At 57.0% G+C, this 15,287-nt stretch carries 10 protein-coding genes and 2 pseudogenes; 3 read left to right on the top strand and 9 right to left on the bottom strand.

What is annotated here, in order from left to right:
• Positions 1–692: 692 nt before the first annotated feature.
• Positions 693–1,040 (top strand): annotated as a pseudogene (locus WB528_RS09470) (response regulator); the annotation flags it as partial.
• Positions 1,041–1,656: 616 nt separating this feature from the next.
• On the opposite strand, the gene WB528_RS09475 reads toward WB528_RS09470, so the two are convergent.
• The 3 genes from WB528_RS09475 to WB528_RS09485 form a co-directional block, all read right to left on the bottom strand.
• Entirely contained in the window at positions 1,657–2,046 is a 390-nt protein-coding gene (locus tag WB528_RS09475) for a response regulator (protein WP_423888159.1), read from the bottom strand.
• Positions 2,043–4,082 carry an ATP-binding protein gene (locus WB528_RS09480; protein WP_423888160.1) on the bottom strand — a complete coding sequence of 680 codons (2,040 nt, stop codon included), beginning with the start codon at positions 4,080–4,082 and terminating at the stop codon, positions 2,043–2,045. Before WB528_RS09480 ends, WB528_RS09475 begins: the two co-directional genes overlap by 4 nt.
• 91 nt (positions 4,083–4,173) lie before the next feature.
• Positions 4,174–4,929, bottom strand: coding sequence for a Tll0287-like domain-containing protein (locus WB528_RS09485; protein WP_423888161.1), 756 nt, complete (start codon positions 4,927–4,929; stop codon positions 4,174–4,176).
• Positions 4,930–5,723: 794 nt separating this feature from the next.
• Between WB528_RS09485 and WB528_RS09490 the strand changes: the two are divergent.
• Positions 5,724–5,927 (top strand): annotated as a pseudogene (locus tag WB528_RS09490) (transposase); the annotation flags it as partial.
• Positions 5,928–6,319: 392 nt separating this feature from the next.
• Here the strand turns inward: WB528_RS09490 and WB528_RS09495 are convergent.
• Together WB528_RS09495 and WB528_RS09500 are read right to left on the bottom strand one after the other, a co-directional pair.
• Positions 6,320–7,702 carry an aspartate aminotransferase family protein gene (locus WB528_RS09495; protein WP_423888162.1) on the bottom strand — a complete coding sequence of 461 codons (1,383 nt, stop codon included), beginning with the start codon at positions 7,700–7,702 and terminating at the stop codon, positions 6,320–6,322.
• A gap of 72 nt (positions 7,703–7,774) precedes the next feature.
• Positions 7,775–8,956 carry a GNAT family N-acetyltransferase gene (locus WB528_RS09500; protein ID WP_423888163.1) on the bottom strand — a complete coding sequence of 394 codons (1,182 nt, stop codon included), beginning with the start codon at positions 8,954–8,956 and terminating at the stop codon, positions 7,775–7,777.
• A gap of 517 nt (positions 8,957–9,473) precedes the next feature.
• On the opposite strand from WB528_RS09500, the gene WB528_RS09505 reads away from it, so the two are divergent.
• Positions 9,474–9,968 (top strand): hypothetical protein, encoded by a 495-nt coding sequence (locus WB528_RS09505; protein WP_423888164.1) that lies wholly within the window; start codon positions 9,474–9,476, stop codon positions 9,966–9,968.
• Positions 9,969–10,607: 639 nt separating this feature from the next.
• On the opposite strand, the gene WB528_RS09510 is transcribed toward WB528_RS09505, so the two are convergent.
• From WB528_RS09510 to WB528_RS09525, 4 genes are all read right to left on the bottom strand, one after another.
• Positions 10,608–10,982 (bottom strand): hypothetical protein, encoded by a 375-nt coding sequence (locus WB528_RS09510; protein ID WP_423888165.1) that lies wholly within the window; start codon positions 10,980–10,982, stop codon positions 10,608–10,610.
• Positions 10,979–14,179 carry an efflux RND transporter permease subunit gene (locus tag WB528_RS09515; RefSeq protein ID WP_423888166.1) on the bottom strand — a complete coding sequence of 1,067 codons (3,201 nt, stop codon included), beginning with the start codon at positions 14,177–14,179 and terminating at the stop codon, positions 10,979–10,981. The genes WB528_RS09510 and WB528_RS09515 overlap by 4 nt, the downstream gene beginning before the upstream one ends.
• Positions 14,172–15,128, bottom strand: a complete 957-nt coding sequence (gene ihpB, locus WB528_RS09520; protein WP_423888167.1) for a divalent metal ion exporter adaptor subunit IhpB — start codon at positions 15,126–15,128, stop codon at positions 14,172–14,174. Before ihpB ends, WB528_RS09515 begins: the two co-directional genes overlap by 8 nt.
• Positions 15,125–15,287, bottom strand: a 163-nt coding sequence (locus WB528_RS09525; RefSeq protein ID WP_423888169.1) for a TolC family protein, incomplete at its 5' end; no start/stop codon positions are given. The genes ihpB and WB528_RS09525, both read right to left, overlap by 4 nt.

The raw sequence follows: 15,287 nt of genomic DNA on the forward strand, positions 1-15,287 counted from the left end.
CAGATCAGCTGCGCCATCGGCATTGTCGGCATCGCAATTCGTTTCGAGTACTTCTCGGCTGTCAACAAGTAGATGCTGTTTCCTCATCTCGGCAAGGCGTGTTCGGCAGTACTCCCGATAGAGAAAATCGAATAAAGCGGGCATGATCGAACCTCGTTGTTTGATCATTTGAACATCCATATACAAAGGCTTTAGACGCGCACGTGGTGAACTGGATCACAGTTCAACTGCGTTTATTAGTCGCGGCAGGTACGTCCAGGACCTCGTCCGCTTTGACTCCTCCTCAGAAGCAGACATTCGCCGCCAGCTCGACGACGACCAACAGACATTATCAGACCGGCCCAGTTGGTCCGTTTTGGGCCGGCCACCTCCGGACTCATGCACCGCAGCAAACAGGAATTCACTCTATCAACATCTCGGCGTGTTCGCGGCCTGCCAGCTTTGTCCCTCATAGGATGGCAAGAGCATGCTCTAGAAAATCCATCCTGTCGTCCATGACCAAGCGTCACGAGCGACGTGAATTGATTGTTAACTACCCGCATAATCCTTTTTTAAACCAATCCCCCAGTTCCCCATCGTTGCGGGCTGCAAAACCGTCGCCCGTCAATCTCGGCACAAGCTTCGCGCACTATCTTCTGAATCCATCGGTGTCGTGCAGAGTTGTCGGGCGGGATCGAATGATGTGCCAATCTATATCGAAGATTCTTCTCGTCGAAGACCATGAAGTTAGCCGGGACATGCTGACGCGGCGGCTGCATCGCCGCGGTTACTCGGTCACCTGTGCCATTGACGGGCCGTCAGCAGTCGCCATGGCGGCGAGCGAACTTCCGGATGTCATCTTGATGGACGTGGGACTGGGCGAAATGGATGGTTGGGAAGCGACCCAACTTATCAAGGCGAACCCATGTACCGCCTGGATTCCGATTATTGTGTTGACCGGTCACTCGCTTGAGAGTGATCGCCTAAAAAGTTTGGAAGTCGGCTGCGCTGATTTCGACACCAAACCTGTGGATATCGAACGCTTGCTTGGCAAAATCAAAAACGCAGAGCGACGTTCAACAACGACACCGAGTGTGCTGCCCGCCGCTCCCCAACGCCGCCGAGTACCGCGTCAGCGCATCCTGAAGCAAGGCACAATCTCGTTCGGCGCTGGCGGCGGTGTCAGCTGTGTGGTTCGTGACCATTCCGAAACAGGAGCCAACCTTGAAGTGGTAAGTTCCGCGGGGATTCCGCGAATGTGTGTTCTCAAGATTGAAGGGCAGAGTGCGATGCGCGATTGCGTCGTGGTTTGGACCAGGCAAACCCGTATCGGGGTACAATTCATCTAGGTGGTCCCTGGGGACCTCGCGTTTGCGATACTTAAACCAAAGCACCTGCTACCCAGCTGCGGTGAGAAATGCCCACGGCCCCCTCGGAGACGGATCAGATCCGATGTCGCTTTGAGTCATTTCCAGACATCGGCTTTCGCGGCGGGAATGTCGGCCTCACCCCTGGTAACGGACATCGTCAGTGACCTTGAACATGTCTGTTTCGGACCATCACCGGACAATGTCATTCGACTGAAATCTCCGCGTAGCGGGCGTACTTCTGCAAGACCGGAGCCTCGAGATCTGGCTCATCAGATCTGGCTCATCGTCGACGACGAGGATGGTTGCGTCATGCGACCTGCCCAAGCCGTTCATCGATCTCGTGGCGCAACAGCACGAAGTCGATCGGTTTGGTCAACAATCCCGCCGCGCCGCGATCGATTGCCTTGCGGCGTGTGTCAGCGTCGCCATAGGCAGTGATCATGATGACGGGAACGTCGGGCCGTTCGGCGCGCACCTTCGGCAGCATTTCGAGCCCGCTCATGCCGGGCATGTTGATGTCGGACAGGATCAAGATCAGCGGCGGATTCTTGATCTCGACAGCGCGGATTAGCGCGGCCGGCGCAGACGCAGCAAATTCCATGGTGAAGCGTCCGGACTTTATGTCGCGCCGGAATTGCTGACGGAACAGATCTTCGACGTCGGGCTCGTCATCAACGACCAGTATATAAACGCTCAATTTAGGCCTCCAGCCTGGGTCTTCGCTGCCGCTGCGCGAGGCAGGGTGATGATGAATTCTGTAAATTTTCCTGACTCGGTGTCGACCTCGATCTTCCCGCCGTGTTGTTTCACGACGATGTCGTGGCTCAACGACAGACCAAGGCCGGTACCTTCACCCGCAGGTTTGGTGGTGAAGAAAGGATTGAACATCTTCTCCCTGACGTCCGCCGGGATGCCCGTGCCGTTATCGCGGATCCGGATTTCCACCATGTGGCCGAGGTTTTTTGTGATTGCCGTCAAGGACGGTTTGAAACCGCCATTATCGGCTTCCTTACGCTTATTGGCAGCATAAAACCCGTTGGAAATCAAATTGAGAAGCGCCCGCGTAATCTCCTGCGGGTAAAGATCGATTATTCCAGCGGATGGATCGAGGTCGCGCTCGAGCGTAATGTTGAAGCCGGATTTCTCGGCCCGCGCGCCGTGGTAGGCGAGATTTAAACTCTCTTCGACAATCGCGTTGATATCGGCGGGCCGACGTTCGCCCACCCCCTCACGCGAATGCAAGAGCATGTTCTTGACGATCGAATCGGCGCGCTTGCCGTGCTTTACGACCTTTTCGAGATTGCGCTTGAGCATCTGCGTGAGCTCGTCCATCTCGGCGCGGACCTTGGTATCTATCGCAGCGGTATCCATCGCAACCGATCCGAGCAGATCATTGAGTTCGTCGATCAATTCCGTCGAGAGCGACGAGAAATTATTGACGAAGTTGAGCGGGTTCTTGATCTCATGAGCGATGCCGGCGGTGAGTTGGCCGAGCGAGGCGAGTTTTTCAGATTGGATAAGGCGGTCCTGCGCCGTTTGCAACTCGCGCAAAGCAATTTCGGCGGAATCGCGCGCCTGTTCAAGTTCGATATTTCGGCGTCTCAGCTCCGTGATGTCGGTGTAGATGGCAACGGAGCCTCCGCCCTGAATGCTACGCTCGCTAATTCGAACGTACCGCTCCCGATATTGATATTCAACAAAATCATCTGATCCCTGATGCTGCGCTTTGCGTTCCGCAATCCACTGCTCAGGACTTTTACTTCCGAGATCCACGAGCTTTCGTGAAATTACCGATTCGAGCAGCTCATCGAATCCCATGCCTCGCCTGATTACATCCGAAAGGCCAGGATAAATCGCGCGAAACTGGTCATTGAACAAGACAATGCGGTCATCGGAATCATACAACACGAAACCTTCCGAGATCGTTGCAATTGCCGCGGCGATGGTCTTGCGCTGCGTTTCCGCTTCAGCCGCGAAGCGGTCTCGTGCTCGAAGACTGTCGCGAAATAGCCCAAGCGCCCCCGCCATGGCGCCTATTTCATTTGGACTTGCAGCCGGAATTGATACGGATAGGTCTCCGGCGCTGAGACGGTCGATCGTAGCAACCAGTTCGCGGAGCGGGATAGCAATCGAACGTAGAATGGCAAAGGTAAGCAATACTCCCAGCGCCAAAATCGCAAGATCGGCGATCATTGTGCTCTTTGTTGCAGCTCTGACTTCTCCAGTAATGCGTTGGCGCTCAGCGGTAAGTTCCCCTCTCAGTTCGTCGACAAGACCGGTCAAATATTCGTCGACCTTGACGCTATGGTTGCGTGCCTGGGCCAAAAGAGAATTTCCGAGCACGCGCTGATCGTTGGTATACTTATCCACCGCGTCGTTGGCCGACTGCTCGAATGCCGCGCGCTCGACGCGGACCTTTGCCACCAAAGCCGGCTTTTGTTTTGCCAGCTGTTCGAGATAGCCATCCATGCGCGTGCGCGCTGCCGCGGCGTTGCGTTCAGAGGCCGTAAGCAGGCTCACCGCCAGATCTGCGAGCCAATAGCGCATTTCGCCAAATGCGATACGGGCCCCGGTTGCGGATTCGATGACTTCGCTGAGTTCAGTTTCGGTCGCGACCGCTCTCGAATTATTTTCAAGCTTTGCTGTCAGAAACAGATTGGTGAAAATCAGCGTACATAACAGCATGCCCGATAGAATGATCAGTCGTGAGCGGACGCTAAGCTGAGACATCATCATAATCTCATCAAACCGAAAGATGCTTGCTGTTGCCGGCGGCCGATCGGCTTCAAACGAGGTTAAAAGAGGCGGCAGACCTGGTGCATTGCTATTTAAGTAATGTGACGCTGATCACCGCACCGAGGTCACCCTCCTTACCGCCTTCCTTCGGGTAACCGGTGATATCGGTTTCTCCCTTCGGCGATCCATGGCAGGTCAAGCACGACGCCGCGTAATATTCTGGCATCATCATGCGAAACGCTTGTCGACCGCTGATCTGGGTTTCAGCCGAATAAGCTTCACCACGGGCCCAGTCCGGCTGCACCAACTTGGTGCGTATCACGTCAGTTTCCCATGCATCAGGTCGCGCCTTGCGGTTTCTAACCAGCTGTTCGGGCGCTGTTACTTTCACCTGCGCTTCGTTCTTTGCTCGATTTTCGAACGCTTCGTTGACCAGACGCGCAAAAACAGCCGGAATAAATCCCTTAAAGCCAACCCCCTTCGCGTTGATGGTTGCCTGGTTGGCGTCGGTCGCCTCCACAATCGCATCCATTTGAGCGCGCAAAAGCCTCCCATGGCGGGACGCTGGGTCAATGCTTGCCGGGTCGGTGCCAGTATTTTTCTTGTAGATTACGAGGGCTTGTTCCAGGACGACACGGCCGGTCAGACCTTTGTCGCCCAGATTTGGGTCATTGATCCGGACCTGGTTGTTTGAGATTACTTGGCGCGCCGCGCGAAGCATATCAGCAAGGCTGGTGGCAATAGCAGCATCGTCATCAGAGGCGGCACCGAGAGGTCGAAGTAAGAAAGTCGCTCCAATCAGAATAGCGACGAACACGACCGATTTGAAATGAGCCCTAACCATCGAAAATCTCCATCAATAATGGCTTTTGGTAGCATCTTACGGAGAACGGCGAAATAGCCCTTAGGGGTTTCGTCCTCCGCGAGCGCTAAGGGGTTGCCGGGGTGTTGCCAATCCCGGCGCTTCGGGAGCATTGGATGGTTATCCGCCCTTGGGAGGTGAAGCGGAAGTCCAACAACAACTCGATGTCGCCTTCGGGGGTCATTAGCAGACGTCCACGCTCTTTAGGATCGCGGTCGGCTTCACACACAAAGAAGCGGACCTGTGACCACCCTCCCCCCCCCGAATTTCGCGACCCTTTTTTCAGGCGAGGTAGTGACCTTACCGAAATAAATGCTCAATTGCTCATGGCGACCAACGCGCCATCGGTTACCACCGTTCGCAAACTAGACGTTACGGAATATTTGGGCCGATGGCTGACCTGCATCTGATCGAGGCGTTTGAAATCGCCAGGAATGAAACGCCGTTGTTACCAGTCGCTGGCCAGAACGATGGCGATCGCGACCCGGTACTCGTAGACCAGCGGTGCATGCAACGGCGCCCTGCTCGCGCCAGACCCGCAGGTTAGAGATTTTGAATGTCCGGTTTGAGGAAGTGGTCGCTCGATATCGGATTGGCGTCGTTGTCCGCTGTGGGCTTTATCTGATCGCCGTCGAAGAACCCGAGCTCGGCCGCCAGGATCCTCGCGCCATCTCCTGTCCCGTCACCGCGGCCTCCATGGGCCGTACCGGCTCGAGGCACCCGGATGCGGTTCGATCGGGAGGAGAATTTGGCGCTGATTCCCCTTTGACCAGCGTCTCAAGAGTGGCTGCCGCTGGTGCGATTGTCCTGAAGCTTACGGCCCACCGACCACGGTTTATAACCGCTTTGTGCGCTGGGCACGGCGCGGCGTCTGGGAAAACCTGTTCCGGAAACTGGCTGGCAACGGACGATCGGTCGATACGCAGATGATCGACTCGACGCATGTCAAAGCGCACCGCTCGGCATCGGGTGGAAAAGGGAGCCTTTCGTCTGGACCAAGAAAAAGGTCCGTCAACGCCGCTTCAACGACCGCCGTGTCACTCAGCTATGATTCCGGGTACCAGGATGCGGTACTCATAAATTTCGCCATGTCCTCTTCGCGGCACGAAACGGACATGCCGATGCAGTCGCGACATGTCCGTTGTTTTTGAGGGACGAACGGACCTGGCTTGGAGGAAGCACGCGGTCTGAAAAAAGAACCCGAAGGCGACATCGACCCAGCACCCTTCTAATCGCAGCCCGCCGCCCGCCATGCAATATTGAAACTCGCATAAGGTAGAGAACGTCCAAGCTCCACGCGCGTGGCGCAACTATTGATGACGTTGAACCATAGGAGCGGGTAGCCCATTGGAATTGTTTTGGCGTGTAATAATTATGTTTTCGCTTGCACCGCATGGCCGATCAAGTTTTTTCCGAGCGACCATATGGCACCGGGGACGCGGTGGCTTTCGGCGATAACGGAGTCAAAACTGTTCAAGATCCAATCACAGTCCGAATCGGAAATAACAAGTGCAGGTAAAAGCTTGATCGTATGGCCAGCATGACTGGAGACTTGGCTGAGCAATTTATGCTCTTTGAAAAGCGGCATCGTAATGAGCTGGCTGAACAGACCCGTCCTCGCGGCCTCAAGGGCGTGCCATGATGCCTTTAGTTTGAGTGATCTTGGTGGACCGAACTCGATACCGATCATCAATCCCTTGCCGCGTATCTCGCGTAGAAACTCGTACCGTTGGGTCATTTCAGTAAAGGCGCGCAGCAATCGTTCTCCGGTCTGCGCTGCTTTTTCGACTAACCGCTCCGACTTAAGAACGTCTAGTGTCGCAATTCCGGCTGCCATTGCTAGGTCATTTGTCCCGAATGTCGATCCGTGGGCTACTGCACGCTCCATGCGATCAAAGACTTTGTCAAAAATCCATTTTCGCGTGAGAAGTGCTCCAACCGGAACGTGTCCGCCCGATAGTGTTTTTGCAAGGAGAACCATATCCGGCTCGACGTCCCAGTATTCGACCGCCAGGAAACGACCGGTGCGACCCATTCCGGTCTGCACTTCATCCGCGACGAACAAGGTGCCATGGCGCCGGCAGAGATCCGCGGCAAGTCTGAGATAATCATCGTCGGGGACGTTTACCCCTTTACCCTGAATCGGCTCGACGATGAATGCGGCAATCGTGCGCGAATGAAGTGCCTTCTCAAGCGCAACAAGATCGTTGAATGGAATGCGGACACAGTGGGGCAGCAAGGGCTCGAAGCCTTCTCGGAAAATTTCGTCACCATTGAGAGCCAGCGCACCGTTGGTGAGACCATGGAATGCATGCTCGCAGTAAAGTATCCCAGACCGGCCCGTTGCTGCTCGCGCAAATTTGATTGCGGCCTCGACTGTTTCCGATCCGGAATTTACGAAGCAGACTTTATCGAGATAGGGCACGTGGGTCAGTAATCGCTCGGCGAGAATGCCGGCTAACGTCGACACATCCATTTGGACCAGATTGGGAAGATCGCTGTCGAGAACGCTTTTCAACGCCTCACACAAAGCGGGATGATTGCGCCCGATGGCAAAGACTCCAAAACCACTCAATAGGTCGAGATAACGGTTGCCGTCTCGATCATAGAGATACTGGCCCTTGCCACGGCAAAAGCCAACGTCGTAACCGATTGCTTTGAGGACCCGCACCATCTGCTCGTTGAGATGGCGCCGATGTATTGCGTAATGATCATGTTCACGTAGCGCAAACAACTCAGCCATATCGTGGGTCATGAGCGTCTCCCAAATTGCGGCATCCGCGTGCAGTCTCGAGGAAGTCTCGAATTCAATTGGAAGCAGGATTTCTCACCAAAGTTCCTTGTAGTTTGGAAATAGCTTTAGTGTCGCATCGTAACGCACCGGCACGATCCAGGGCAGCGCCATCCTGAATATTGCATTTGGAAGGGCCGACGTATGGCGCACGTATAGATCAATTGGATCGAGTCGGTGTCTCATATGCAGCTTCGGATCATAGTTTAGGCCGCTGCTGCGAAACCATTTATACCCTTTGCTGATCCCCCAACTGATCATGTCCCGAACGACATAGTGATAGAGATGCAGGTCGAGTGCGACCGAGTAATCGAAGCCTACATACTCCGCGTACAGCGAGTCTCCTTGCACCATGCAAAGGCTGAACGCCACCAGAGTGTTTCCGCGACGCCACGCGAAGAAGCGGACTTTATCGCTCATACGTTGGCCGAGCTGACGGAAAAATTCCTTGGTGAGCTTCTCGAATTGCATCCTTGAGCGGTCGAACACCTGCAGATAGAGCGGATAAATATCATCGACGAAACTTGCCGCATCGTCGGAGACGCTCAAGCGAATGTCCGTTATGCCGGCTGTCGCCTCGAGCTTCTTGCGTAATTTCTTCCGCGTCGAACTTTTCAGCGCCTTTGCCATGTACGCTTCGAAGCTTTCATATCCGATATCGAGCATCGTCATCGGCATGCTTGGCGCACGCGCGAAGCCGCGTTGCACGAAATAGCGAAGGACATTGCGATAGCGAGAAGGAAATTCCTTCAGCACGATGAGTTGCGCGTTGAGCGATCTCGCTTGCTCGATGATGCCGTTCGACAAGGTTTCCGCGACGATGTCGATAGGCAGAGTTTCAGTAGCCGCGAGGTGAGCCTCCCCGGCGGAACAACCAACCATCAAGGCGCGCAGTTTAAGGAAGCGCGGATAGAATCGTCGGACGAGCGAAATCAAATAAACTCGTTCAGCGCCGAGGCCTTCGAGAATATCTTGATCGACGAGGAAGAACGGTTGGATCGCTCGTGTGTGGCCTCTGCTATCAACAATCGCAAAATATCGGTGATCGAAGTGACCCCGGAGAGTGTCGTCGAGGATCTCGTAATACCGATAGTCCTTTCGCTGGTCGGTGAAAGTAGACGTCCAGGGCGCGCATCCGGAAAATTCGGCACGCGAAACAACGGAAATCGAGAACGATTCACGACGCGTGCTGGAAGCGCCCGGACCAATAGTGCTCATCTCTCCACTCCGCAGGGCTCGAGTAAGTTGATAACCCCGCGCAGCGCTAATTATTTCCTGCCTCCGCTCGCCAATAGGCGGGTTCCTGAAAGCGTGGCGTTAGATGACCCCTCTTCCCATCTTGCGGCCTTGCATTGGTCACAACAGGATCGGGGGGTCCCTTAGCGGAAATCAGCGATAATCGTACTGGGGCATCGATGCATTCCACGACGGACGTGAAGCAAACACGCGACGCCTCAATCTCGATCGCCGATTTCGAGCCGGGCTGATGTTATGATGCAACACCTGTCTGAAAAAATGACCGTCGCAGTTGGTGTGCGGCGGCCGGCGATGCCACAAGCGGCGCATCCAAGGCTATGGGCGTAGCGTGAGACATGGGTAAAACATCCTGTTGTTTCGAGATGTTTCCGAGCATGCCTGAATCCAATTTGGCCGCAACAACTCACGGGACCTTGCGCATTTTCGGCGGAGCAGTCGCACAATTGCCTGCGCGCGGCGACCTAGGTGGCCAAACTTATTGGTGTTCAGGTTTGAAGATTCTCCAGAAGCCGCCGCGTTATACGACCAACGGGATTGGCAGGATAGTTTTGGAGAGGACCGGCATCGCCAAAGTGAGCGCGACATTCCCGTTCCGGTCAGATCACCCTCTTTGGTCGTCGTCGCTTCTCGCACCGCACCTGTCGCAGCACTCATCGCCCTCCCAGGCTTCGCGTCCCTCGCGGAGCAAAAACCAAACAATGCCGAGCGAAGCCAACGGGTCTATCCACCAGGCGCCGATCAGCAGTTGCGCGACGAGCCCGACGACGACGACGAAGGCCAACCAACCGCAGGTAATGCTCTCGACTGCATCGGTCCGAAGGGCGCGGCTGCCGAGAGCTTCTGCGAGTCGCAATTACGGCGCGAAAGAACGTACATGACCGGGATGGCAACGACGCAGACGATCAAGCCCGCCAGGGAAAATTCGGCTCCCTGTCGAGTCCACAGCTTCCAGCCGGCGCTCGTGACGACGTAGATGGCGAGGGCAAACAGGAGCATCCGATCCGGGCCGCCGTGCTCTCGGCGTCTTCCGCGAGCATTTCACCGCGCCGAAGCTCGACTTCGAGCCGCCAAATCAGGACGACTGCCGAACCGAGTTCGATCAAACTATCGATCCCAAATGCCATGAGAAGCAGACTGCCGGCCGCAATGCCCGACCCGATCGCCACCGCAGTTTCGACGATCATTCAGGCCAGCGTCACATATTCGAGCCGAAACGCCTGCGAGATCAGTGCCGACCGATCGTGCGTGTTGCTCAACTTCGAACCCGTAGTGGACATGGCCATCATCCCTGGGACGGCTCTTGGCCGACGATAAACCGCATCTTCCAGCCCTCTCCAATCGTTCCTTGCATGTTCGATCACGTCCGTCCTCCTGGCTGAACCGCTGGCACGTGGTGGGGCCCAGGCCAACGATGTTTGCCGTTCGCTGTTCCGCTCGCGCTGAATGCATCGCATCAACCGCAAACAGCGCAATCAACGAAACGACCGCCCTTTGCAGGAATCGGGCGACCAGCGCGCCAGCGGCGCCGACAGCGGGAGACGAGTAGCTGCATCGAATTACGCGCGGCGCTTTCGTCCTGGTCAACATTTTGGCGTCGCCGCTCCCAGCGTGATCACCTTGTCTTGTACTTGACTTGACCTGATTTCCCCTCGGACGTCTTGAGGGTCAGAGTGATCGTTGTGCCCGAACCGATCGCACTCTTCGCATCGCCCTTCAGCGAATTTTCGCCGGATGGCGCGAGCGCAACCGTCTCACGCCCGGTGCCACTCGTGATGAGCACTGCCGCAGAATACCCCTTGGTCGAAACCGGCGTCGGGCTGAACGGCTTGAAGACGTTGATAGTCACGGTGGACCCGGCCGTCAGTAATTCGGCGTCGATGCCGGCGACGTCGAGCATGAGACCCTCATTGGGGCCCTTTTCGTAATCTTCGGCCGCGGCAGGAATGGCAAAGAGAAGGGCGGTGAGAATAAGCAGGATACGGCTCATTGCTGTCCTCCAACAAAGATTTCCTTCATGGCTTCGCTACGCTCCCGCCGGAACAAGACATAGAGCGCCGGTAACACCAGGAGCGTGAGAATCGTCGATGAGATAACCCCGCCGATGACGACGGTAGCGAGCGGCCGCTGCACCTCGGCACCTGCGCCGGTCGCAACCGCCATCGGGATAAAGCCGAGAGAGGCGACGAGCGCGGTCATCAAGACCGGCCGCAGACGCGTTAGCGCCCCCTGTCGTACCGCGTCGGCGAGTGCGAGTCCTTGCTTCCGCAATTTCTCAATGAAGGTGATGATAACGAGGCCGTTGAGCACCGCAACGCCTGAAAGCGCAATGAACCCGATGCCGGCGCTGATCGAGAGTGGAATTCCCCTCAAGAGAAGTGCGGCGACGCCGCCGGTCAACGCAAGCGGGACGCCGCTGAAGACCAGGAGCGCGTCAGGCGCCGATCCGAGGCTCAGCAGAAGCAGCAGGAAAATCACAAAGAGCGCGACCGGCACCACAATGGCCAGCCGTTGCGTAGCAGAAACGAGCTGTTCGAACTGTCCGCCCCATGCGATCCAGTACCCGGCCGGCAACTTCACCTTTTGCGACACTTGATTTTGAGCGTCGGCGACGAACGAGGCGAGGTCACGACCTCTCACATTCGCGGTGACGACGATCCGGCGCTTGCCATCCTCGCGGCTGACCTGGTTCGGGCCGGGCGCGAGATCGATCTCGGCGACTTCCGAAAGCGGAACATAGCGGATTTGCCCCAGCGGCGAATTGCCCCACAAGGCCGGCGTCGCCTTGGCTGTGTTTTCCGCCGCTGGCAGCGGGATCGGCAGTGATCGAATGGCGTCGACGTCCGAACGCAGATGTTCGGGGAGCCTGACGACGATTTCGAAGCGCTTGTCGCCTTCAAACACCCTCCCCTCGCTCTTTCCCGCAACGGCGATTTCCACCAGACTCTGGACATCGGCGACATTGATGCCAAACCGCGACAGAGCCTGCCGGTCAACTTTGATGGTCAGCACCGGCAGCCCCTCGACCTGTTCGGTTTTGACGTCGGCTGCGCCGTGCACCTTCTGCAAGATGGCTTGCACTTGCGTTGCGGCGCGGATCAGGACGTCGAGATCGTCCCCAAAAATCTTGACGCCGATGTCGCTCCGGACGCCTGATACTATCTCGTTCATGCGCTGCTGTATCGGCTGTGAAATTCCGTAGGCGCTTCCGGGAACGTCCTCCATCGCTTCCTGGATGTCCGAGACAACCGCCGCCTTCGGCTTGTGCGGATCAGGCCATTGGCTCCGCGGCTTCAGCATAACATAGCCGTCGCCTGCCGACGGCGGCATCGGATCGACCGCGATTTCCGCCGAGCCCGTCCGCGCGAAAGCGTCCTTGACCTCAGGCACCTTGAGCAAGCGCTTCTCAAGCATCTTCTCCATTTCGACCGACTGCGTCAGACTTGTCCCGGGAATGCGTATGACCTCCATCGAAACGTCACCCTCATCGAGGCTCGGAATGAACTCTCCGCCCATGCGGGTCGCCGCTATCGCGCAGACGGCGACCAACAGCGCCGCTATCAGCGCGATGCCAAAGCTGTTACGCAACGATCCCTCGAGCAACGGGACATAAATCCGCCGTGCCACACGCATGAAGAAATTCTCACGCTCTGAAACATTGCCGGTAACCAGGATCGCGACCGCTGCAGGCACAAACGTGAGCGAGAGGATGCTGGCTCCGGTCAGCGCGATCAGCACTGTTAGAGCCATCGGCGTGAACATTTTTCCTTCGACGCCGCCTAAAGTAAGGATCGGCAGGTAGACCGCGGCGATGATGAACGTTCCGAACAGGCTTGGACCAATGACCTCGCGCGATCCTTCCAGGATGGTCGCGAAACGTTCCTGGCGGTTGAGAACGCGGCCGAGCCGGTGCTGTTCGGCAGCAAGCAGCCTCAGGCAATTCTCGACGATGATGACCGCGCCGTCGACGATGATCCCGAAGTCGATGGCACCCAGGCTCATCAGATTGGCGCTGACTCGATTTTCGACCATGCCTGATATTGCGAACAGCATGGAAAGCGGAATGACGCACGCCGTCGCGCCGGCGGCTCGGATGTTTCCCAAAATCAGGAACAGTACGACAATCACCAGAATCGCACCTTCGAACAGATTGGTCCTGACGGTCGCAATGGTCGCCTCGACGAGGCGGGTTCGGTCGTAGACGGTATGCGCGATCACGCCGTTCGGTAGCGACTTTCTGATCTCGTCGAGCTTGGCAGCTACGCCCTGCGCGACAGTACGGCTGTTTTCACCAATCAGAAGCATGGCAGTGCCCAGCACGACTTCCTGCCCGTTGAGCGTCGCGGCACCCGTACGCAGATCGGTGCCTTCTCTGACGTCGGCGACGTCGGAAACTCGCACCGGAACGCCATTGCGCGATCCGAGCACGATCTGCTTGATCTCGTCGATGCCGCTGACCTGGCCCGGCGCACGGACAAGATATTGCTCTCCATTGCGCTCGATGTAGCCCGCGCCGACATTGGCATTGTTGGCCGCCAGCGAGGTCATGACATCCCGAAACGTCAGCTTGTAGGCCATCAGTTGCGCGGGATCTGGCAACACCTGAAACTGCTTCTCGAATCCGCCGACAGTATTGACCTCGTTGACGCCGGGAACGGTCCTCAACCGTGGCCTGATAATCCAGTCCTGGATCGTCCTCAGGTCGGTCGGGGTGTACGCCTCTCCGTTCGCCTTTCGGGCGTCAGGTTTGGCTTCGACCGTGTACATGTAGATTTCGCCCAAGCCCGTCGAGACGGGCCCCATTGCAGTCTCGATCCCGGCCGGCAACTGATCCCTGACCTGCTGGATCCGTTCATTGATCAATTGCCTCGCGAAATAGATATCGGTCCCATCCCTTAAAATCACTGTGACCTGACTGATGCCATAGCGCGACAGCGACCTCGTACTCTCAAGGTGCGGCAAACCTGCCATCGCCGTCTCGATCGGGAACGTAATGCGCTGCTCCACCTCGAGCGGTGTGTAGCCCGGCGCCCGGGTGTTGATCTGAACCTGGACGTTGGTGATGTCGGGAACTGCGTCAATCGGCAACCGCGTGAAATTCCAGATGCCGAAACCGGCCACAGCCAGGACGCCGATCATCACCAGCCAGCGATGGCGGATCGAGAAGGACAGCATGCCGTCAATCATTGTCCGCCGCTCCTTTCCCCATTTCCGACTTCAGGATAAAGCTGTTCCGGGCCGCATAAACGTCACCTTCCAGCACACCGAAGGTGATCTCGACAGATTGCGGATCGCGCTCGCCGATCTCGACGTCGCGCGCCTCGAACTTGTCGCCGCTTCGCACGAAGACGACCGTCCGGTTCTCTATCGTCTGCAGCGCCGTTGATTTCACCGCGATAGCTACCTTCCGTTCCGACAGGGTCAGACGAGCTGTGACGAACAGGCCGGGACGCAACCGCCGATCCGGATTTGCCACGATCGCTCGGGCAAGCGCGCTCTGCGTTTCGCTGCTGCCGATCGGCGACAGATACGCGATGCTGGCTGCGATCGGCGTCTTGCCATCGGCGGGGTCGATAAACACCTGATCCCCGACATGGACCCTGCCGAGATCGCGCCGGTAGACCGAAAGATCGATCCAGACCGTGGACAAATCGGCGATAACGAAAGCAGGCTTTTGCTCCGAAACGTACTCGCCGAGAGTCGTTTGGCGGTCGATCACGGTGCCTGCAAGGGACGCCTTCAGTTCATACGGCGTCAGGCTCTGATTGCTTTCGACGATGGCGAGCACGTCGCCCTTCTGAACCTGATCGCCGATCCGTTTGCGCACCTCGCGCACGATTCCAGGAAAACGGGGAGTGACTTGAACCAGCGATTCCTGGTTGGGCTGGACCATGCCGTTCAGCAGGAGGCTATCTCGCAACACGGCAGAGGAGGCGGTTGCGAGCTCGATCCCAGCCGCCGCAACTTTGGCATCGCTCAGCGTGATGCCCTCCGAACGCTCTTCATTTTCCGCCTTTTCGGCCTTTTCGCTTGGCCCCGTATTCGTACTCGCCGGCGTCAGCATCCGATAGCCGCCATACATCAGGGCAGCAGCAACCAGAACGAAACTCAGATACCGAATCATTCGGGAAATCATCGAGACCTCTCCCGAGCGAGCGAAAACGGATTGCCGACCAGACCTCCTATCGTCGCGACGGCGACATGGAAGTTTTGCAGCGCCTCTTGCTGGCGCAATTCAGCCTGCGTCAGTGTGGCTTGGGCGTCCAGCACCTCCAGCAACGAGAAGCGGCCCTGT

Source organism: Bradyrhizobium sp. (assembly GCF_049586575.1).
Lineage (GTDB): Bacteria > Pseudomonadota > Alphaproteobacteria > Rhizobiales > Xanthobacteraceae > Bradyrhizobium.